Source organism: Acidisphaera sp. S103 (assembly GCF_009765975.1).
Classification (GTDB): Bacteria; Pseudomonadota; Alphaproteobacteria; order Acetobacterales; family Acetobacteraceae; genus Rhodopila.
In genome coordinates this window covers 113554-133016 of record NZ_LMUJ01000031.1, presented here as the reverse complement: position 1 = coordinate 133016, position 19463 = coordinate 113554, and the positions used below count along the sequence as shown (strand labels likewise).

21 protein-coding genes are annotated in these 19463 nt (G+C 64.9%); 9 read left to right on the top strand and 12 right to left on the bottom strand.

Features of this window, described 5'->3' with window-relative positions:
- Positions 1-48: 48 nt before the first annotated feature.
- Positions 49-1128: a branched-chain amino acid aminotransferase gene (locus tag GSQ89_RS05135; protein ID WP_158922686.1), complete on the bottom strand. Its 1080-nt coding sequence runs from the start codon at positions 1126-1128 to the stop codon at positions 49-51.
- A gap of 249 nt (positions 1129-1377) precedes the next feature.
- On the opposite strand from GSQ89_RS05135, the gene GSQ89_RS05130 reads away from it, so the two are divergent.
- Entirely contained in the window at positions 1378-2439 is a 1062-nt protein-coding gene (locus tag GSQ89_RS05130) for an NF038122 family metalloprotease (RefSeq protein WP_158922684.1), read from the top strand.
- Here GSQ89_RS05130 and GSQ89_RS05125 read toward each other — a convergent pair.
- The 3 genes from GSQ89_RS05125 to GSQ89_RS05115 form a co-directional block, all read right to left on the bottom strand.
- Positions 2401-3084, bottom strand: coding sequence for a metallophosphoesterase (locus tag GSQ89_RS05125; protein WP_158922682.1), 684 nt, complete (start codon positions 3082-3084; stop codon positions 2401-2403). The two genes, GSQ89_RS05130 and GSQ89_RS05125, sit on opposite strands and share 39 nt — an antisense overlap.
- The gene (locus tag GSQ89_RS05120) at positions 3077-4345 is read right to left on the bottom strand and encodes an amidase (protein WP_158922680.1); all 1269 of its coding nucleotides are present in this window, start codon (positions 4343-4345) and stop codon (positions 3077-3079) included. The genes GSQ89_RS05125 and GSQ89_RS05120 overlap by 8 nt, the downstream gene beginning before the upstream one ends.
- A gap of 533 nt (positions 4346-4878) precedes the next feature.
- A complete protein-coding gene (locus tag GSQ89_RS05115; RefSeq protein WP_158922678.1) occupies positions 4879-5082 on the bottom strand; it encodes a dodecin family protein in 204 nt (67 codons plus the stop codon).
- A 673-nt stretch (positions 5083-5755) separates the two neighbouring features.
- On the opposite strand from GSQ89_RS05115, the gene GSQ89_RS05110 reads away from it, so the two are divergent.
- From GSQ89_RS05110 to GSQ89_RS05090, 5 genes are all read left to right on the top strand, one after another.
- On the top strand, positions 5756-6325 hold the full coding sequence (locus GSQ89_RS05110; RefSeq protein ID WP_158922676.1) for a hypothetical protein: 570 nt from the start codon (positions 5756-5758) through the stop codon (positions 6323-6325).
- On the top strand, positions 6322-6678 hold the full coding sequence (locus GSQ89_RS05105) for a hypothetical protein (RefSeq protein WP_158922674.1): 357 nt from the start codon (positions 6322-6324) through the stop codon (positions 6676-6678). The genes GSQ89_RS05110 and GSQ89_RS05105 overlap by 4 nt, the downstream gene beginning before the upstream one ends.
- Before the next feature lie 233 nt (positions 6679-6911).
- Positions 6912-7814 carry a DUF2167 domain-containing protein gene (locus GSQ89_RS05100; RefSeq protein ID WP_158922672.1) on the top strand — a complete coding sequence of 301 codons (903 nt, stop codon included), beginning with the start codon at positions 6912-6914 and terminating at the stop codon, positions 7812-7814.
- A gap of 34 nt (positions 7815-7848) precedes the next feature.
- The gene (locus tag GSQ89_RS05095) at positions 7849-9003 is read left to right on the top strand and encodes a pyridoxal phosphate-dependent aminotransferase (RefSeq protein WP_158922670.1); all 1155 of its coding nucleotides are present in this window, start codon (positions 7849-7851) and stop codon (positions 9001-9003) included.
- Entirely contained in the window at positions 9000-9680 is a 681-nt protein-coding gene (locus GSQ89_RS05090; protein ID WP_158922668.1) for a hypothetical protein, read from the top strand. The genes GSQ89_RS05095 and GSQ89_RS05090 overlap by 4 nt, the downstream gene beginning before the upstream one ends.
- 467 nt (positions 9681-10147) lie before the next feature.
- Here GSQ89_RS05090 and GSQ89_RS05085 read toward each other — a convergent pair whose 3' ends face one another.
- Positions 10148-10405 carry a hypothetical protein gene (locus GSQ89_RS05085; RefSeq protein WP_158922666.1) on the bottom strand — a complete coding sequence of 86 codons (258 nt, stop codon included), beginning with the start codon at positions 10403-10405 and terminating at the stop codon, positions 10148-10150.
- Positions 10406-10583: 178 nt separating this feature from the next.
- On the opposite strand from GSQ89_RS05085, the gene GSQ89_RS05080 reads away from it, so the two are divergent.
- Positions 10584-12257 (top strand): alpha-glucosidase, encoded by a 1674-nt coding sequence (locus GSQ89_RS05080; RefSeq protein ID WP_158922664.1) that lies wholly within the window; start codon positions 10584-10586, stop codon positions 12255-12257.
- Here GSQ89_RS05080 and phnE read toward each other — a convergent pair.
- The 4 genes from phnE to GSQ89_RS05060 form a co-directional block, all read right to left on the bottom strand.
- Positions 12228-13052 carry a phosphonate ABC transporter, permease protein PhnE gene (phnE, locus tag GSQ89_RS05075; protein WP_216856013.1) on the bottom strand — a complete coding sequence of 275 codons (825 nt, stop codon included), beginning with the start codon at positions 13050-13052 and terminating at the stop codon, positions 12228-12230. The genes GSQ89_RS05080 and phnE overlap by 30 nt on opposite strands.
- Positions 13049-13804 (bottom strand): phosphonate ABC transporter ATP-binding protein, encoded by a 756-nt coding sequence (locus tag GSQ89_RS05070; RefSeq protein WP_158922662.1) that lies wholly within the window; start codon positions 13802-13804, stop codon positions 13049-13051. Before GSQ89_RS05070 ends, phnE begins: the two co-directional genes overlap by 4 nt.
- A 14-nt stretch (positions 13805-13818) precedes the next feature.
- Entirely contained in the window at positions 13819-14739 is a 921-nt protein-coding gene (locus GSQ89_RS05065) for a phosphate/phosphite/phosphonate ABC transporter substrate-binding protein (RefSeq protein WP_158922660.1), read from the bottom strand.
- A 273-nt stretch (positions 14740-15012) separates the two neighbouring features.
- A complete protein-coding gene (locus tag GSQ89_RS05060) occupies positions 15013-16122 on the bottom strand; it encodes an NAD(P)/FAD-dependent oxidoreductase (protein WP_158922658.1) in 1110 nt (369 codons plus the stop codon).
- Between the two features lie 266 nt (positions 16123-16388).
- On the opposite strand from GSQ89_RS05060, the gene GSQ89_RS05055 reads away from it, so the two are divergent.
- Together GSQ89_RS05055 and GSQ89_RS05050 are read left to right on the top strand one after the other, a co-directional pair.
- Positions 16389-17210, top strand: coding sequence for a sulfotransferase (locus GSQ89_RS05055; protein WP_254073080.1), 822 nt, complete (start codon positions 16389-16391; stop codon positions 17208-17210).
- Positions 17211-17321: 111 nt separating this feature from the next.
- Entirely contained in the window at positions 17322-17897 is a 576-nt protein-coding gene (locus tag GSQ89_RS05050) for a GNAT family N-acetyltransferase (protein WP_158922654.1), read from the top strand.
- Positions 17898-17976: 79 nt separating this feature from the next.
- On the opposite strand, the gene GSQ89_RS05045 is transcribed toward GSQ89_RS05050, so the two are convergent.
- The 3 genes from GSQ89_RS05045 to GSQ89_RS05035 form a co-directional block, all read right to left on the bottom strand.
- Positions 17977-18339, bottom strand: a complete 363-nt coding sequence (locus tag GSQ89_RS05045) for a type II toxin-antitoxin system HicB family antitoxin (RefSeq protein ID WP_256367298.1) — start codon at positions 18337-18339, stop codon at positions 17977-17979.
- Between the two features lie 79 nt (positions 18340-18418).
- Positions 18419-18610: a type II toxin-antitoxin system HicA family toxin gene (locus tag GSQ89_RS05040; protein WP_158922650.1), complete on the bottom strand. Its 192-nt coding sequence runs from the start codon at positions 18608-18610 to the stop codon at positions 18419-18421.
- Between the two features lie 67 nt (positions 18611-18677).
- The coding region (locus GSQ89_RS05035; RefSeq protein WP_216856012.1) for a hypothetical protein at positions 18678-19463 on the bottom strand (786 nt) is incomplete at its 5' end.

Genomic DNA, 19463 nt, shown 5'->3' with positions numbered 1-19463 from the left:
AGGCCCGAGCGCCTGAAGATCCTCGTCAGCGACGGATAGGCCTTTACCCTATCCGCCCAAACGATTCCCCAGCAACCGGGCCCAGCCGTGCGGGTCGGGGGCGGTGCCGTATTGGATGCCGACGATCGTGTCATACAGCTTCTGCGTCAGGGCGCCGGTCTTCCCGCCGTTGATGACGTAGCGCTCACCCTTGTAGCCGAGTTCACCCACCGGAGAGATGACCGCGGCGGTACCGGTGCCCCACATTTCCAGCGTGCCCGCCTTGGCGGCGGCCAGGACGTCGTCGATGGAGATGGGACGTTCGGACACCCGCAAGCCCCAGTCGCGCAGCAGGGTCAGCACGGAATCGCGAGTGATGCCGGCAAGGATGGCGCCGTTCAGCGGTGGCGTGATCACCTCGTCGCCGATCTTCAGCATGATGTTCATCGTGCCGACCTCATCGAGGTATTTGTGCTCAACCCCATCCAGCCACAGAACCTGGGTGTAGCCCGCCTTCTGGGCTTCCTCGGCGCCGTACAGGGAGGCGGCGTAGTTGCCGGCGGTTTTCGCTGCCCCCAGTCCCCCCTTCACGGCACGGACATACTGGTCGGAGGCCAGGATGCTGACCGGGTTCATGCCTTCCTTGTAGTACGCCCCAACCGGACCGACGATCACGTAATACAGGTAGCTGTGGGACGGATGCACGCCCAGGAATGTCTCCGTGGCGATGACGGTGGGCCGGATATACAGCGACGTCCCGGGCAGTGACGGAACCCAGCGCCGGTCAACCTCGACCAAGGCGCGGATCGATTCCTCGACCATGGCGGGATCCATCTCGGGAATGCACAGATAGTGTGCCGACTTGTTCAGCCGGCGCGCGTGATCGCCGACGCGGAACAGGCGCACCTGCCCGTCGGGGCCGCGGAATGCCTTCAGGCCGTCGAAAATCGCCTGGCCGTAGTGCAGGACGCAGGTCGCGGGGTCAAGCGTGAACGGCGCATATGGTTCAATGCGCGGGTTATGCCACCCCTTCCCGTCCTCATAGTTCATCAGGAACATGTGGTCGGAGAAGACTTTTCCGAACGCCAGCGTCTCGTCGGCGGGCGTTTGCTTGGGCGTGGCGGTCCGGGTGATGGCGATCTGGGTCACTGGGGTCTCGTTGTCTGAAAAGGGCGTCGCGGGCGCAGACTACGATACGATGACAGGGAAGGCCAATGCCGGTTGCGGACCTCTTGCATGCGTCGTGTCGGGATTCTTGACAGGTTGAGGCAGGCCCGATTGGACGCCGCCCGGCAAGCTTCTGTTTACAAAATGAACTCCTATCCGGTATGATTTTTGCTAATATTCCGGTCCATCTCCCCGGCATGTCCTGGCACTGCCAGCCTGAAAGAACGAAACTTGCCCGTCCTCGTCCGCCCCATGCGTTGCCTGATCTGGAGCGGTGCCCTGCTGGCCGCGGTAACCACCATCCATCCGGCCGCCGCGTTGACGATCACGCCCCTGTTCGACAGTTCGATCGTCGGCGCCACCGACCAGACAGAGGTCGAAAGCGCCATCGACGATGCCATCGGCACCATCGAGTCGCTATACACCAACCCCGGCACCGTCGGGATCGTCTTCAGCCAGGCCAACGGCAACTTCGTGGGTCAGAGCGAGACCGCCGACTACACAGACAGCTATGCGAACTACACCGCCGCCCTGGCGGCGGTTTCACAAGCCGAACCGACGAACACAGTCCTGTCCATCGCAATCGCCAACCTGTCCTCCGGCAACCAGCCCGGCGCCGGCGGGTCGGTGCTGTTGACCTCGGCCGACGCCCGTGTGGCGCTCGGCGCGGCGAACGCCACCGGCTGCTTCAACAGCGCCGGCACTTTCGTCAGCAGTTGCGGCCAAGCCTACGACGGGGTGGTCACACTGACCAACAACCCGAGCGTCCCGCTGAATTATACCAAAACCCCGGTCAGCGGCGCTTACAGCGCGATCGACGCGATGGAACACGAAATCAACGAGATCCTGGGCGGCGGAGGTCAAGGATCGACGCTGAACCAGATCGTGTTCTGCCTCGCCAACCCCGCCAACACCGGGTGTGTCGCCAATGGCAATTACGCGAACGACCGGGGCGTGCTGGATCTTTACCGCTATTCGGCACCCGGCGTTGCCAGCTTCAGCACGTCGGACGCCGTCACCTCATATTTCTCGGTGGATGGCGGCGTGACCGACATCGTCGGCTTCAACCAGGATAGCAGCGGCGACCTCGCCGACTTCAGCACCTGCGACAATGTCCAGTCGGCGTTCAGTTGCAGCGGCCTCGTGGCGACCTACAACGTCGGCTCGCCGGAATATGAGATGTTGGAGTCGATCGGCTATAACGGCGTGCCGGAGCCAGCCGCGCTGGCGGTGTTCGCCGTTGCACTCGCGGGGCTACAGACGGTGCGGCGGCGGGTCCGCAAGGTCCAGTAGCCACGGCTCCGCCAGGCCCAGCCCACGGACCCTGATCCCGTTCGGCAGAATCGCCGCGTAGGACTGGTGGTGATGACCATGCACGATCAGGCGCGCACCGCAGCGTTCCGCCAGCGCGTCGATGACCGCGAAGCCGTGGGGATGGCTGGACGGGGCTTCGTGGGTCACCAGGATGTCGCATGGCAGCGCGGCAACCCGGTCAAAATCCTCCGGAAAGATCGTGTCGCGATGGAACAGCGGCAAACCGCCCCGCCAGGGTTCGTCTGGACGCAAGGCGGCCTGGAAGGCGGCGCGCGTCTGGTAGGACGGCGGCCCTTCCAGCGGATGCCACACCCTGGGTTTGAACACGCCTGGCAGGCCGGCCACGGACAAACCGCCGATTGGCGCGGCCCGCAGGCCCAGGTCGCCCTTGTGGCTGGTCAGGTTGTCGTATGCGGCCTCGGTTTCGGTGTCGCGGTTGCCCAGGATCCAGCGCACGTCCCAACCGTTGTCGATGACAGGCGCAAGGATGTGCGCCAGCGGCGCCTGGCAGTCGCAGTCACCCAGCAAGATGAGTGTGCCGGGTGGATGGGCATGGCAGGCACGCAGGATCGGGGCGAAGTTGCGGTGCGGATCGCCGGCGAACAGGATCGGCCCTTCAGCCAATCGCAGCCTCCACCCATCGCGCCCATGCCAGGACCGCGCGATCGTCACCCTGGCGGCCTACGATCTGGATACCCAGCGGCAGACCGTTGGGACCGGTGCCGGCGGGAACCGTGACGCAGGGAACGTGCAACGACGTCCAGATGGAGTTGAACGCCGGATCGCCGGTCCATTCCAGGCCCTTGGGGGCTTCGCCGGGGGCTGACGGCGTGACCAGGATGTCCAGGCCGTCCACCGCGCCAGGGAAGGCGCGCTGCATGGATTCGAACACCGCATAGGCATTCTGGACCGCCGATTCGGATTGATTCAGGCCGAATGTCATGCGTTCGCGCAGGCCCTCGCTGAGCTGATCGGGGTGGTTGGCCAGTTCCCAGCCCAGGGCTCGGGCGCTTTCGCTGTTCATGATGATGGGATGGGCTTCGACCAGGGCGTTGAAGCTCTCTGGCAGTTCGCGATGGGTGACGCTGGCGCCGGCGCGCGACAGGGACCCGGTCACTCGAGCCAGCAGCGCCTGGGTCTCCGGCGCGGCGGCGTCCCAGACGGGTGAGTGGCAGATGCCGATCCGCGGTGCTGTTCCCGGTCTGGAGTCCGGATCGCCAAGGTCCCGGCCGGAGACGGCGCCGGCGAACAGCGCGCAATCGGCAACGGTGCGGGCAATGACGCCAACCGTGTCGAGACTGTCGGCCATGACCTTCATGCCGATGCGGCTGATCGTCCCGAAAGTGGGCTTGTAGCCGACAACGCCGCAGAAAGCGGCCGGACGGATCACGCTGCCGGCCGTCTGCGTGCCATACGCGAGCGGAAACAGCCCCGCGCCAACACCAGCAGCGGAACCGGAGGATGAGCCTCCGGGCGTATGGCCCGGATTGACCGGATTCATGGTCGGGCCAGGCTTGCGAGTGGCGAATTCGGTGGTGACGGTCTTGCCGATGACGACACCACCCGCGGCGCGTGCCCAGGCGACGGGGGCGGAATCGGCCCTCGGACGCCAGTCGGCCCAGATAGGGGAGCCGTACTGGCTGGGCATGTCGGCGGTGTCGAGGACGTCCTTCACGCCGACCGGAATGCCCTGCAATGGCCCGGAAAGGGTGTTGCGAGCCGCCCGCCGGGCCTGATTCGGATCGAAGCAGGCGAACGCCCGAACGGCCGGCTCCCGCTCGGCTATACGGTCAAGATAAGCGTCCATCAGATCTATCGGATCGAGCTTGCCATCATGGATCAGACGGACGGCCTGGGTTGCGGTCAGATCGGCGGGATCGGGCATGTGGTAATTCCTTTTCGAAAATTATGACCCCAAAAATATTATGGCACCAGATTTCCCGCCGCCGGACCCCGCCCTGTCGAACGTCGTCAGGGACGGTCGTGACAAGATGCCTGGTCGATTGCCCATTACGACCACTGCCGTCCAGTGACCTCTCAGCACGAACCGGATGAGGGATTGGCGACCAGGTGCCGTCTTGGCGGCAGCATCGGCCGCGGTCTCAAGGCCGACCACGGCAAAGGTCGAAGTCGACGACAGCCCCAGGGAACGCCCGGCGTGGGTCAGCTAAGGGCTCGCCGGGGAATAAGCAAATTGTCCGGCGAACGCCGCCGGCCTCTCATCGTCATGGCGGGCGAAGGCCCGCCATCCACGCCTTGCTGTGTAGGTCTCGGAAAAGGCGTGGATGGCAGGCCTGCGCCTGCCATGACGGGACTGGGCGACAGTGCCAACATCGAAGCATTTGTTTATGCACCAAGCCTAACCACGCCGGCCTGAGCGTATTCAGGCAATCGAGCCAGTTGCCGATTTCAGTGCGATTACCGCTCGACCTGGAACACGATTTTCCCTGTCACACGATATGCGATGATTTTGTCATGCTCCACCACGCACTCTGATTCGCTGATGCGGAACGACATGATGCCACGCAGGGTCTTGGCCGCTTCTATGACCGCCGTGCGACAGGCGTCGTCGAAGCTCGACTCGGACTGCGCTGTGACATCTATGTTGCGGACGATTGCCATTTCACGCCTCCCAAAAGGAACGTTGGACGTCTCCCGGCTTCGCATGGACATGCCCAGGGGCATGGCGGGCCTCGCCACATTGCTCCGAACCGCAACTCCGGAAAAGCAAACTGATCGTGTTTGCGGCTATAACTTGTCGGGCGCGTTGCCAGCCGCTCCTGGCGTATGAATGGTGGGGCAATCGCTCCTGATCGGTGTCATAAAGCCTCCTGCCGTCGAGGAGTCATATCGTTGGTATAACCAAACCGTCCGCCGATATTCGTAATGTACCCGCACGAAAATTTAATGTGCGATTCGGCGGAATGGTGGACCAAACGAGATGGATGGCAAGGAAAGACAACGACACCGAACGCGCTGTCGGCATGCAAAATGCCAAAATACCACGGCCCCAATGAGTCGCGCTCGCCCAGCGGGACAAATGAGACGGACTCGGCCACCATGGCAATCCGTGGTCAGGTCGGTTCCGATCACGTCGGCCATCTGACCGCCTTCAGTCACCTGGCGAATATAGCACGCCATGACACACGAAACACGGTGGATCCCGGTCGGGCGCCATCAACCCGGGCCTGGATCTGCCGCTCGGGCTGACCAAGCCCTCCCCATCGAACCCTGCAACGCTCTTGGAACAAGGCAACACTGGCGCAGCGATGCGCGCCGGTCCATCCTGACCACCATGAACGCGCACCGACAGCACACCGGCGAGGAAGCGCCCGGCGGAACCATCCGCGTCGGTGGCGACCCCGACGGGCTGATGACCTACCTGGTCGACCTGCCGCCGGAAGCGTTGCCCAGCGTTGCCAGGCGAGACCTGGAACGCGCCTGGTATGCGGCCAGGGAGGCGGCATTGGCGGAACGTCAGGGCGCGGTGCGCGGCTTCCGCTTCCACCGTCCGGACGGCAGCCACACCGACCTTGCCCTCGCCGACGTCGATGCCCGCTGCTGGGTCGGTGCCGTCGATCGGTCCGTGGGGATCGCCAATGCCACCGGCCTGTCCCTATGCCTGCGGCTGCTGGCCTTGATCGACCTGCTGGCGCACGCACCCTGGGCACGATCGCTGTTCCACTTGGCGCGGGATGGTGCCGAATTCCATCCGGCTCTGCTAAAAGCCGCCGCGAGTCAGCCGTTGACCCGAGAGGCCCGATTCGACGAAGCGGGATTTCAGATGCGGCTGTCGCGTTTCATCACCGGCTTCCAGATCGAAGCCCCACAGGCGGCCCAGCGCCTTTCAGGAGCCCATTCATGAACCGCCCCCATCTTGTCGCAACGGGCCTCGCTCTCCTTGCCAGCGCCATCATGCTGTCCGGTTGCGACGCACCGCCCGCGAGCGGGCAAGCCCTGGCGGATGCCCAGACGCGGGCGGCGTGTCAGCAACGCGCCGAGCAAGCCTACGAACAGCAAAATCGGGCCGAAATCTACAGCCCGCCGCTATCGGTCAACACGCCCTACTCAGCCAACTACGTCCCCGACTCTTCCAATCGCGGGTTGTCCGACCTGTTCGCGCATGACCGGATGGTCGACAATTGTGTACGCAACACCGGCACCGGTGCCGAACGCGATGAGACTGGTTCGCCCGTTCCACTCCCCGCGCACCAATAGCATTCAGCACAGGCTCGCGAAGGCAGGGGGACGAAGTGCCCCTCTTTCGGTTCGGTATCCAATTACCTCGGAAGCGAGATCGAATCCTGTGACAGACTGATCCAGGCTGCTCTATATCCTGCCGTTGGCAAATGGCGGGGCATTTCCGCCGAAGCCATTTTTTGTCAAAGCAGGGTCGCCATCCTGGGGTGATTTTCCCGCCTCGACCCGCCTGGAAGCAAAGGGAGCCGGCCTTGTTTCGAACCGTTCTGGCGGCGCTCCTGTTCAGCATGGCCAGTGCCCTTGCCGCGCCCCTCGACACCGGTTCGACGCCCAATGGGAACGAAACACCCGACCAGATCCTTGTCACCGCGCTGCACCAGTCCATTGGCGCGCCCGCTCAGGCGGACCTCGGCGACCAGGCCACGGTGCGACTGGAAGACACTTTGATCTTCGTTCCGCGGGAACCTGCCGCCCGCCTGCTGGCCGTCTCGGATATCACGGTTCCACCCGGGTTCCAGGCTCTGCTGCTCGGCCCCGAAGGTATGGATATGCCGGGATACATTCGGTTCGTTCCGGCCGGATTCATCGATTCGAACGCCGCGCTCGCCTGGACGCCCGACGACTTCCTGTCCAGCCTTCGGGACACGGTGGCCCGCAAAAACGCCGACCTGGTCAAACAAAACCTGGAGGAACGAGAAGCACGGCGCTGGGTTCGGGCGCCACGCTACAACCCGGAAACGCACCAACTGTCCTGGGCCGCGCTGATCCTGCCGAAAAGCGCGCCGCGTGAATCCGATGGCGAAGTCACCTTTCACGCGATCAGTTTCGGCCGGGAAGGCTACATCGAGCTTACGGTCCTCACCAGCGTGGAAAAGGCCGACGAAATCGGTCAGATGGCTGACAATTTCCTGGATGGACTGAATTTCCGCCCGGGCAAGGCCTATGGCGATGCCTTGCCGGCCGACAAACGGGCGCCCGGCGAACTTGCCGGCGCGATGGGTCTGGATTCGCTGCACAAGGCGCGAACCGAGTTCGGATTTTGGGCCTCCGACACAGTGATTCCGGTCGCGGGCGCGATCGTGGCGGCCATCGGGGCACTCTCGCTGTTTATCTACATCCAGCGGTATTTGCGGCGGGAAGCGCGCCGGGGATAGTCCCGACTCGCCGCGAAATGCCTATATGGAGGGCATGGACCTTACCATCATCCCGGGCTCCCGCATCGTCGAGGTCGCCCGCCTCGCCTTCACCACGCCCGACGTGGATTTCCTTTGCTTCGGCGAATCGGACCAGCCCAGCCCGGCGGCCGCGCGCCAGGCAGCGACGCAGGCCCTGGCCGACGGAGAGACCCGCTATCCCGATGTGCGCGGATTGCCGGCGTTGCGGCAGGCTCTGTCCGGCTATCTGACCGGGCTGCACGCGAAACCCGTGCCCGAGAGCCGTATCCAGGTGACGGCGTCGGGCATGGCGGCGGTCTCGATCGCCATGGCGGCGGTGGTGCGCGCCGGCCACCGCGTCGTGATCCACAGCCCGACCTGGCCCAATATCGCCAACGCCGCCCGGTTGCGCGGCGCGGTGGTGGAGGAAATCGACCTCGACGCCCAACCCGATGGCGGATTCCGGCTGGATCTGGACCGGTTGGACACGATGATGGCGGGCGCCCGCGTGTTCGTCCTGAACTCACCCGGCAACCCGACCGGCTGGACCGCGACCGAGGCGGAACTGCGCGCCATTCGGGACATCGCTCGGCGGCACGGGGCATGGCTGATCGCCGACGAGGTTTATTCCCGGCTGGTCTATGACGGGCGCGCGGCGGCACCATCCATGCTGGATATCGCGGACCCCGACGACCGTATTATCGTATGCAACAGCTTCTCGAAGACCTGGGTGATGACCGGTTGGCGCCTGGGCTGGCTGGTGGTGCCCGAAGGGACCGCGGAACACATCGTCGATATCGTGGAAGCCGTGCATTCCGGGGTCGCCCCCTTCATCCAGCGGGCCGGCGTGGCGGCGATCGCCGATACCGAGACGATGGAGCGGTTCCGAACCCACTGCGCCGTGGGTCGTGACCTGGCCAGCCAGGCGCTCGCCGAACTGAACTTCGTGCGTTACCGCCCGCCCGTCGGGGCGTTCTATGCATTCCTCGCCGTGGACGGACTGCACGACAGCCTTGATCTGGCGAAGAAACTGGTGACGCGCCACGGCGTTGCTGTCGCACCCGGCGTCGCATTCGGATCGGCCGGGGAAGGCTGGCTGCGGGTCTGTTTCGCCCAATCCGCCGGGTTGATGGAGCGGGCGATGCAGCGTCTGCGCGACGGCATTCGAGCGGAGATGGGATCATCATGAGTGCGGCACAGTGTGGGGTTTGCGGGACCGCCGTGCGCTCGGCGTTTCGGGCACCGCAGCCGGAGATCGCGCCCGATCTGGATATGCGCCCGGGGGAACCGGCGCGCTCCACATTGCGCGATTGGGTCCTGGTTTGTCCGAACTGTGGCGCGGCCGCACCGGATCTGGCCGCGGTGCCGCCCTCCGCACGGCCTGTCGTTGAATCGGACGAGTACCGGATGCTGAGCACATCGGTCCTGGAGGAGACGCTGCCGTTCCGTCGCTGGGCGCTGATTCTGGCCGGTTCGAGGGATCGGGCAGGGCAGGCGGAGGCGCTTTTGCAAGCGGCGTGGGCGGCCGACGATGCCGCGGCGATGGCAGAGGCCGCCAGGCTGCGAACTGAGGTCGCAACGTTGTGGGACGGCACCGACGATGTGGAACTGGGGCTGCGAAGGCTGGACGTCCTGCGCCGAGCCGGGCTGTTCGAGGCGGCGGAAGCGTGGGCGACGGTCCTGACCGAGCGTGGGGCGGACGAACTGGGTCGATCGATCATCGGATTCCAGCGGGTTCGGATCGCGGCGCGCGACATCGGCCGCCATCTGATCAGCAGCGCATTGCCGCCGCCCGCGTATGCACCACACGTCTCGCACGGCAAGCGTGCCACGACCGGCTTCTGGTCACGCCTGCTGCGGAAGTAATGCCAGCGGCGGCTGAGGCCGACCACTGAGTGGCCAGGGCCCGGCGCCAGCGATCGTTATGGACCGCCGCCACGATTTGTCAGCGTCCAGCGTTAGCGATTCATCATGACCTGGTCCCAGCGATTCGTCATGGACCGGCGAAGTCCGGTCCATCTGCTCCAGCACCTTAGGACTCGCCGGGGAATAAGCGAATTGTCCGGCGAACGCCGCCGGCCTCTTATCGTCATGGCGGGCGAATGCCCGCCATCCACGCCTTGCTGTGTAGGTCTCGGAAAAGGCGTGGATGGCAGGCCTACGCCTGCCATGACGGGACTGGGCGACAGTGCCAACATCGAAGCATTTGTTTATGCACGAAGCCTTACCGTGGCGGATGGCCTGGACTTCGCCGGTCCATGACGAGACCGACGTTTCGACGCCACCGAATCTCAATACAACCCGCACGGCCGGCGTGACCGGAAAAGCAGCAGTCAGATCATGAACATGCGGGTGATCGCCGTGGCCAGCAGGATCAGCCCCACCATCAGGTAGCCGATCGTGGCGTACGGCGGCAGCATCCCGATCACACCCAGGATCAGATAGCTGAACGCGATCAGCACCGTCAGAATGGCCAGCACAAAGCTGGGATTCCCGATCGAGGACGCACTTTCCCGGCTGTAGAAACGAAAGACGAACACCAGAAAGGCGATGATGAATGGCACCAGCAGCATCGTGGTCGTGTTCGTCATAATAGATGATACCCGTCGTTGATCGGCGCGGGCGTGATAACGGATTTCACTCGGCGGCAGAAGGCACGGCCCAAACGCCGCCCTCCCGGCCAGGCCATCCGGCGATCGGCGCTTTCACGAAATCGCGGTTGAATAAACGCGTCTCCTCCCTGTACACGCGGCCGTGAGGGAGATGCGCATGGCGAACGGGGACTGGTGGCGCGGGGCGATCATCTATCAGATTTATCCGCGCAGCTTCTTCGACAGCAACGGCGACGGCATCGGCGATCTTCCCGGAATCACCAATCGGCTCGACCACGTCGTTCGGCTTGGCGCCGACGCCATCTGGCTGTGCCCGTTCTTCGTGTCGCCCCAGCGAGACTTCGGTTATGACGTCGCAAGCTACGTCGATGTCGACCCGTTGTTCGGCACGATGGCGGATTTCGACGCGCTGCTGGCCCGCGCCCATGCGCTGGGGCTGAAAGTGCTGATCGACCAGGTCTGGAGCCACACGTCCGACCGGCACCCCTGGTTCCTGGACAGCCGCTCCGGCCGAACAGCGGCCAAAGCGGACTGGTATGTGTGGGCCGATCCCCGCCCGGATGGGACACCGCCCAACAACTGGCTGTCGGTGTTCGGCGGCGCCGCGTGGACGTGGGAGCCGCGGCGGCGGCAGTATTTCCTGCACCATTTCCTCGATCACCAGCCGGCGCTGAACCTGCACAATCCGGTGGTGATGGATGCGCTGCTGCAGACCGGGCGGTTTTGGCTGGATCGCGGCGTGGACGGATTCCGCCTGGATGCGATCGACTTCCTGCTGCACGACTCGGCTTTGCGGTCGAACCCGGCCGCGCCGGCGCCCGAGGTCGTTCCGGCGAAGCTGTTCGGGATGCAGCTTCACGTCCATGACATGTTGCAGCCGGAGGCGATGGGGCTGCTGGCGCGCATCCGGGGCCTGTTGGACGCCTATCCGGGGACCGTGACGCTGGGGGAGATCTCCAGCCAGCCGAACGCGTTTCAGCGTGTGGTGGGCAGCACGGGCGGAGCCGACGGGCTGCACATGGCCTATACCTTGCGGCCGTTGCGCGGCGGGTTCGACTGGGCGACGGTCAACGGCCTGCTACGCGATCTGGCCGGTGCCGGAACCGATGGCTGGATCTGCTGGTCGTTCAGCAACCACGACGTCGAACGCGCGGTCAGCCGGTGGAACCCTTACCCCGGACGGACGCCCGACCCGGCGTTTGCCCGCCTGTTGATGGCGCTGCTGCTGTCGTTACGCGGCAGCGTCTGTCTGTATCAGGGGGAAGAGCTTGGTCTGACCGAAGCGGTGTTGTCCGAAGGCGACCTGCGCGACCCGTTCGGGATCGCCTATTGGCCCGAGTTTCGAGGACGGGACGGCAGCCGGACGCCGATGCCGTGGCGCGCCCAGGCGGCGCATGGCGGGTTCACCACGGCGGAGGCACCCTGGTTGCCGGTACCGGACGCGCATCGTTCGCTGGCGGTGGACGTGCAGGAAGCCGATGGGTCGTCGTTACTGCATGCGTTCCGGCGATTCCTGCACTGGCGGCGCGGCGTGCCGGCGCTGGTGCATGGGACGTTACGGGTTGTCGAGTTGTCCTCGCCCCTGGTTGGTTTCATTCGGGAACACGACGGACAGCGCGTGCTGGCGGTGTTCAACCTGTCGGACCATGTGGCTTTGCTCGACGGGCCGCTGCATCATGCGATGGAGGGCAGCGGGTTCGAGGATTGCCTCGATGGCGACGGTCGATTGCAGCCGTACGGTGTGCTGTTCACGCAACTCGCGGCAACGACCGCCCCAACACCGCGGCATGGGCCATCTGGGTTAAGCCAGCCGCTCCCGGCAAACGGCTGACAGACGTTCGGCCGCGAAGACGATAACGAACACCACCATCAGCAGCAGCGATACTTGCCGATATTGGAACAAATTCATCGCCGTCAACAACTGAAAGCCAATGCCGCCGGCGCCGACGAAGCCCAGCACCAGCGAAGACCGGATATTTTCGTCGAGGCGGTACAGGCCGATCCCGGCAAGCGCCGGCAGCACCGACGGAACCACGCCGTGCGTGAACACCTGCAACCGGCTCGCCCCGGTCAGCGACAGCGCATCGATCGGGGCCATGTCCATGTTCTCGATTGTTTCGGCGAACAACCGGCCAAGCATGCCCACCGAATGGACCGCCAGCGCCAGTCCGCCGGGGAAGGGGCCAAGCCCCACCGCCGTCACGAACAGCAGCGCCCACACCAGGTCCGGCACCGCTCGGGTGAAGCCGATAACGGCCCGCGACACGTAATACAGCCAGCGCGACGGCGTCACGTTCGCGGCGGCGAGAACAGAGAGCGGCACCGCCAGAATGATGCCCATGATGGTGCCGAACAGGCCGATATCGATCGTCTCCAGCGCCGGCCAGGCGGCATCCGGCAGCGCCGAGAAATCGGGCGGCATGGAGCGGTGTACGATGTCCACCATGCCGTGGAAGCCGGTCACCAGGTCCTGCGGCCTTGCCTGCACGACGAACAGCGCCTGCACCAGGATCGCCATGCCCAGCACGATGAACACCGCCCGCGTGGCAATCGCCATCGATCGTGCCCAGCCGGGAACCAGCATGGCCGGCGCGTCGGCGGTGAAACCCGGGTTGTTGGCACTCATGCTGCCCTCGCGGTGTAAAGGCTTTGGACGTCGTCCATGGCGAGGTGTGCGCGTTGCCGGTCGAACGCCACCTGCCCATCACGCATGCCGACGACGCGATCGGCATAGGCGAACGCCAGGTCCACCTGATGCAGCACGCACAGCACGGCCAGACCCTGGTCGTGCGCCAGCCGGCGCAGCAGCCGCATGATCTCGTTCGCCGCTTCCGGATCCAGGCTGGCGACCGGCTCATCGGCCAGCAGCACCAGGGGGTGTTGCAGCAGCGCCCGAGCGATCGCGACACGCTGCGCCTGGCCGCCCGACAAATTGCCGGCTCGGCGTTCCGCCAGGTCGGACAGTCCGACCTGACCGAGACACGTAAGGGCGCCGGGCAGTTCTGAGGACGGCAAGCCGCCCAAATTGGTCCAGATCGTCTTGTGCCGCGCCAACGCACCGCACGCCACGTTGGCGATGACGCTGCGGCGCCGCACCAGCGCCGCATGCTGGCCGATCAGCGCCAGGGCCTGACGCGCTCGGCGGAGTTGCTCACCGTTCAGGCTGGCGAGGTTCTGCCCACCCAGCCATACTTCCCCGGTGGTCGGCGCCAAGGCCCGCGTGACGCAGCGCAACAGCGTGGTTTTGCCGCAACCGTTGCCGCCGAGGACGATCAGCAACTCACCCGCTCGCACCTCCAGATCGACGCCGCGCAGCGCATGCGTGCCGTTTGGGTAGCGCAAGCCCAGCCCGCGCACGGAAAGCCGTGCGTCGGGCATTTGTTCCTTACTGCTCAGCTGAGTTTGTCCAGGTCGATGTGCAGGGTTTTGACCAGGTCGCGGATGCCGTCATAGGCACCATCGGTCTGCGGCACGAAGCGTGCGCCACCCAGGCCCATGATCTTGCGGTCGGCCTCGGGCAGGCTGCTGAGATCAAGCGTCTGCAGCGCCTGGGTCACCCGAGCCTTGAAGGCCGGGGCCAGGTCGCCGCGCACGGTGATCGGATCGGTGGGGATCGGGTTGGACTTCCACAGGAAGACGATGTCGCCTTCCTTGTAGTGCCCGCGCTGGGTCGCCGATTCCAGTTGCTCGCTGTTCAGTTCGCCGGCGTCGACCTTGTGGTTGTACAGCGCCTCATAGGACGCGGTATGGCTGCCGGCGTAGAGCGCCTTGATGTCCTTGTCCGGATCGATACCGGCTTTGCGCAATCCATACGCGGGGAACAGATGGCCCGAGGTCGAGGCCGGGTCGGAGAAGGCGAAGGAGTGGCCGCGGATTTCCGCCACGGTCTTGATGCCGGAGCTGGGGTAGGTGACCAGGCTGGCCCAATAGGTATCGGGCTTGCCGTCCTTGCTGCTGAACGCCGCGACGGCCTGGGCTTTGGCGATCTGGTGCGCCAGGACATAGCCCAACGGTCCGAATTCGCCGATTTCCAGCTTGCCGCTGCGCATCGCTTCGATTTCGGCATTGTAGTTGGTGGCGACGTAGATTTTCACCTCGCAGCCGATTTTTTCGCCCAGCAGCTTGCCGATATGGTCGTAAATCGGCACCAGCTTGGCCGAGGTATCGAAAGGTTCGACGCCGAAGCGAACGACGCCGTCGTTGGGACAATCGGCGGCGTTGGCCGCGCGTGCCGCCGGTGCCATCGCCACGACCGCAGCCGCGATGGCCACACCGGCCGCGAGCGCACGAATGCGTTGCGGTTGCTTTTGCATTTTCGAACCCCTGGGATGATTTTTTAGCCAGGGACTTTCTAGGGCACCGTTTGCGCCAGTGGATGACAAGCGGATGAACATTACCGCCCGGACTGCACTTTTGCGGATCACCAAGTATTAGGGCCGGATCACTCGCGGAGTCATTCGGTCTGGCCGGCGATCACACGCTTCGGAGTGCGGCTCCGGTCAACCTGAAACGCCCGCGCCGTCCACATGAAGGGGCGGCCGTCATGCGCGAAGGTGACGCCGGACGGACAGCGATGACCAGGCGCCCTACGACTCCGTCCGCGAAACCTCCAGCACGTGATCGGCGATTGCCAGGGAGGCGGTCAGACCCGGACTCTCGATCCCAAACAGGTTGATCAGCCCAGGAACCCCATGCGTCTGCGGCCCCTGCACGACGAAATCCTGTCCCGGCGCACCTTTCGGCACGGTCTTCGGCCGAATCCCCGCATACCCCGGCTGCAACGCCCCATCCTTCAGCGCCGGCCAGTACCGCCGCACCGCCGCGTAGAAACTGTCCGACCGAGACGGATCGACCGTGTACTCAATCGAATCAACCCATTCCACGTCCGGTCCAAATCGGGCCTGCCCGCCCAAATCCACCGTCAGGTGCACGCCCAACCCGCCCGGCACCGGCACCGGATAGATCAGCCGCGAGAACGGCGACCGCCCCGACAGCGTGAAATAGTTTCCTTTGGCATAATACGCCGTCGGCACCCGATCCGGCGGCATCCCCACGATCCGTCCCGCCAGTCCCGGCGCATGCAGCCCGGCGGAATTCACCAACAGCCGACACCGCAGCGTCATCGGATCGGCGCCGCCGACATCCACCTCGATTCCGCGCCCAGCCACCCGGCCGCCCAGCACCGGGCTGAAAAACACCGGCACCGCGCCGGCGTTCTCGGCATCGCCCTGCAACGCCACCATGTAGGAATGGCTGTCGATGATCCCCGTCCGCGGCGACAGCAGCGCGCTGGTGCACACCAGGTTAGGCTCCAGCGCCACCGCCTCGGCCGCCGTCAGCACCCGCATGCCCTCGACGCCGTTGGCTTCCGCCCGCTGCTTGATGCCGGCCAGCATCCCGTCTTCCTGCGCGCTGGTCGCCACGATCAGCTTGCCGCAATTGATGTGCGGCACACCCTTTTCCGCACAATACGCATACAGCCGCCGCCGCCCGGCGATGCAAAACCTGGCCATCAGGCTGTTGGCGGGATAGTAGATACCGGCGTGGATGACCTCACTGTTGCGGGAGGACGTCTCGGTGCCAATCCCCTCCGCCGCGTCCAGGATGATGACCTCACGCCCCGCCAGCGCCAACGCCCGAGCCACCGCGAGCCCGACAACCCCGGCCCCCACCACGACGCAATCGACTTCCTCCACGCCTGCTTCCTCCCGACGGCAAATCCACGCACCGGTTAGGCTGGCGGCGAGCGGGAGTCCATACGGGCTGGGTTTGGGCGGTGGTGGGTTGCGCTTTGTCGGTGCCTTTACACGGTCCGGCGTAACGGCTGGACGGCGACCTTGCGGCGACATGGTTCCGGTTGGTACACCTCTGCACAGAGGATTGGACGGGTGGAAGGGTGGGCTGCATCTGCCAAACGGTGCCATAAGGGATGCCATCCAGGACGGACCAAAGGACCTGTGCATTGCAAAACGGCATTCACTTTATCTCTGGCCTGCCCCGTGCGGGCTCGACCCTGCTTGCCGCGTTGCTGCGGCAGAACCCGCGTTTCTCTGCCGGCATGACCAGCCCGGTTGGAAGCCTGTTCAACGCCATGGCCGCGGCGATGAGCCAACGCAACGAAAGTTCGGTTTTCATCGACGAGACCCAGAGGGTCCGGCTGCTGCGCGCGTGTTTCGAGGCCTACTACGCCGACATCCATCCGAGTCAGTTGGTGTTCGATACCAATCGTCAATGGACAACGAAATTGAGTGCGCTGGCCATGCTGTTCCCTCGATCCCGCGTGATCTGTTGCGTCCGCAATCCGGCCTGGGTGGTCGACAGCATCGAACGGCTGATCAGGCATAACGCGTTCGAACTGTCGGCCATCTTCAATTACGAAACGAGCGGTACCGTCTATTCCCGTGTGGAAGGATTGAGCAAAGGCGACGGCATGATCGGCTTCGCCTGGAACGGACTGCGGGAGGCTGTGTTCGGCGGCCTGGCGGAAAAACTGCTGTTAGTCCGGTATGAGACGCTGACGACGGACCCGCTCCGCGCACTGGCCGCGGTCTACGAAGCCATTGGCGAGCCGCCGTTCGCTCACGATCCAACCCATATCGAGCCGACCTACGACATGATCGACTTTGACGCGCGGCTCGGCACGCCCGGGTTGCATCACGTACGGTCCGTGGTACGCGCGGAGACGAGACCGACGATATTGCCGCCCGATCTGTTCGAACGATACGAGCGTGACGCTTTCTGGAACGATCCGGCGCGCATGCCGTCGTCGGTGCAGATCGTGTAAGCTGTATCCTGTAGGCGGTCCCGGGCTATCGGCCGGACCGCAAGCGCCGATCGAGTTGCGTGGCGCGTGTCCCTTGTGGACAGCTAACGCCCCAGATTGAAAGGCGCGACTATGCAGAATGGCGAAGGACCACCAAAAGACCGCCCGGTGCTGCAAACCGAACGGCTTTTGCTTCGGAAGCCGAACGCCGGCGATATTGGCTCGATCATAGCAATCGTGGGGGACTGGGAGGTCGCTCGCCGCCTTGCCCGCGTGCCGCATCCCTACGGCGAGAAGGACGCTCGGTTTTTCCTCGACATGATCGTGCCCAATGAGTGGGTATGGGCCGTCACGCTGCGGGTCTCGGATGAAGTCGTCGGCATCGTCGGGCTTACACCGGACCGCGAACCGGGGGTCGCCGAGTTGGGCTACTACGTGGGCCGCGCGCATTGGCGGCAGGGCATTGCCACCGAGGCCGCGAGGGCGGTCGTCGGCCACGGTTTCCAAGGCTTGCGCCTGCGGACGATCACCTCCGGCTATTTTGCTGACAATCCCGTGTCCGGACGCGTTTTGGCCAAGCTCGGTTTTGACGAGATCGGACGCTCCGAACGGCCATGTCTCGCGATCGGTTCGTCGGTTCCGTCCATCGATGTGTGTCTCGCGGCGGATCGAGATGCTTCCGTCTTGGACCGCGACTCACGCCGTTGACCGTTCGCCCGCCCAAAGCCGTCCGTCCAACAAGACCTGAATACGCCGGCATAACGCTTGGATAGCCAGGGCGACAGCACTACGTCAGTTCAAACAAATGTTCCCGAGCCAGCACCTCCACCATCGCCGATCGGGTGATGCCCCGGGCGCGGGCGGCGGCGTCGATGGCCGAAACGATACCCTCGTCCAGCGAAAGGTTCGCCCTTACCGGCTTTCCCGTCGACCGCACCACCAGGATCGCAGCCAGGCTCGCGCCCTCGCTCAACGCCTCCGCAACCTCCGGATCGTGGCGCAGTGTCTCCGCCGTCCTGGCGGCCGGAATCGGGTTGCCACCACTCTCGACAGTATTGATCCAGTCCCCCAGCGCAGCCCCAGCCGAGGCCATCGCCCGATCGAGCGTGTCCGCCATGGCGGTGCACCCCGGAAGATCGGGAAACGCCACTCCGTATCCGCCAGGGCCACCGTCAATGAGAGCAATGTAGCGCGTCAAACTTGTCCTCCTGATGATTCCGGCGGCCGGCTCAAATCCATCCCGCCGCCTTGGCAATGCTGCGCGCAACACCCGGGCTCAGCGTCCGGTGCCGCGGCACCAGCACAGGGTAAGCGGCTCCCGGCTTGGTGAATTTGTCGTCGGCGCCCCCGCCTTCGTTCTTCCATCCTTCCGATTCGAGGCGTGCGACGACCTTGTTTCGGCTCGTTTCCGGTTTGGCCAACCTTATGGCCCTCCGTCACGTGCAAATATATGCACAGAACAATCCCACATCAAGGCGCAAAACCCACTCACCCCAACTCGTCAGCCATCGCCAGCGCCGCATCCGATCCGCTGAGAATTTCCACCAGCCGGACCTGCTCCACCCGCGTCAGCCGGTCCCGCATGGCATCGCACCCAATCGCCTCCGCCGCCTTGCCCAGCAGCAGGTCATAGGTAGCCCCGCCGCCCACCGCCCGCGCCTCGCTCTCCAGCACCCGCAGTCCCCGGGCCGCCGTCTCCAGCGCCACGATGTCCACCGGATCGGACGCTGGCCGCAACCGCGCCAGCAGTTCATCCTGCAACCCCGACACGAACCTGGCCTTGCAGCCAGCATTCAGCCGCTGGCGCACCGCCCGCAGATGCTCGCGCCGCCCCGGCTTGGCATCCGGCGTGTCCAGATGCGTCAGCAGAGTCGCGATACGGCCGGCCGCGGCACCGGCGTCCACCAGCGTGCCGGCGGCGATGCGCGTCTGGACGCCGCCAACCGGCTGGTCGAGCTGCCGGAGCAGAAGACCGGCCGCTTCGTCCGTCGCCGCCTGGATCGCGGCGGCCTGCTGTCCCTCACGCACGGTGGGCAGCAGTCCGGCCACTTCCGGCAGCCGGTCCAGCAGCAGGGTGATCATCATCGGCAAAGCCGACCGGTTTGCCTTCACGACCCGCCCCAACAAGGCAGCGACAGTCTCGGCCGTCGGCGGCAACAAATCCGCCACCGTCTCCGAACACAGTGTATCGAGGGCTGGGGCCTCGCTCAGCAGCACCGCCATACTGTCGGCAAGCGCCCGGTAGACCGCGTCACCCAGGCCGCTCGCCCCCCA

Coding starts and splice junctions, on each gene's coding strand:
- phnE (WP_216856013.1), bottom strand. CDS start 13,052: ATGAGTGCCAACAACCCGGGTTTCACCGCCGACGCGCCGGCCATGCTG.
- GSQ89_RS05095 (WP_158922670.1), top strand. CDS start 7,849: ATGGACCTTACCATCATCCCGGGCTCCCGCATCGTCGAGGTCGCCCGC.
- GSQ89_RS05085 (WP_158922666.1), bottom strand. CDS start 10,405: ATGACGAACACGACCACGATGCTGCTGGTGCCATTCATCATCGCCTTT.
- GSQ89_RS05115 (WP_158922678.1), bottom strand. CDS start 5,082: ATGGCAATCGTCCGCAACATAGATGTCACAGCGCAGTCCGAGTCGAGC.
- GSQ89_RS05090 (WP_158922668.1), top strand. CDS start 9,000: ATGAGTGCGGCACAGTGTGGGGTTTGCGGGACCGCCGTGCGCTCGGCG.
- GSQ89_RS05110 (WP_158922676.1), top strand. CDS start 5,756: ATGAACGCGCACCGACAGCACACCGGCGAGGAAGCGCCCGGCGGAACC.
- GSQ89_RS05070 (WP_158922662.1), bottom strand. CDS start 13,804: ATGCCCGACGCACGGCTTTCCGTGCGCGGGCTGGGCTTGCGCTACCCA.
- GSQ89_RS05105 (WP_158922674.1), top strand. CDS start 6,322: ATGAACCGCCCCCATCTTGTCGCAACGGGCCTCGCTCTCCTTGCCAGC.
- GSQ89_RS05080 (WP_158922664.1), top strand. CDS start 10,584: ATGGCGAACGGGGACTGGTGGCGCGGGGCGATCATCTATCAGATTTAT.
- GSQ89_RS05050 (WP_158922654.1), top strand. CDS start 17,322: ATGCAGAATGGCGAAGGACCACCAAAAGACCGCCCGGTGCTGCAAACC.
- GSQ89_RS05065 (WP_158922660.1), bottom strand. CDS start 14,739: ATGCAAAAGCAACCGCAACGCATTCGTGCGCTCGCGGCCGGTGTGGCC.
- GSQ89_RS05120 (WP_158922680.1), bottom strand. CDS start 4,345: ATGCCCGATCCCGCCGATCTGACCGCAACCCAGGCCGTCCGTCTGATC.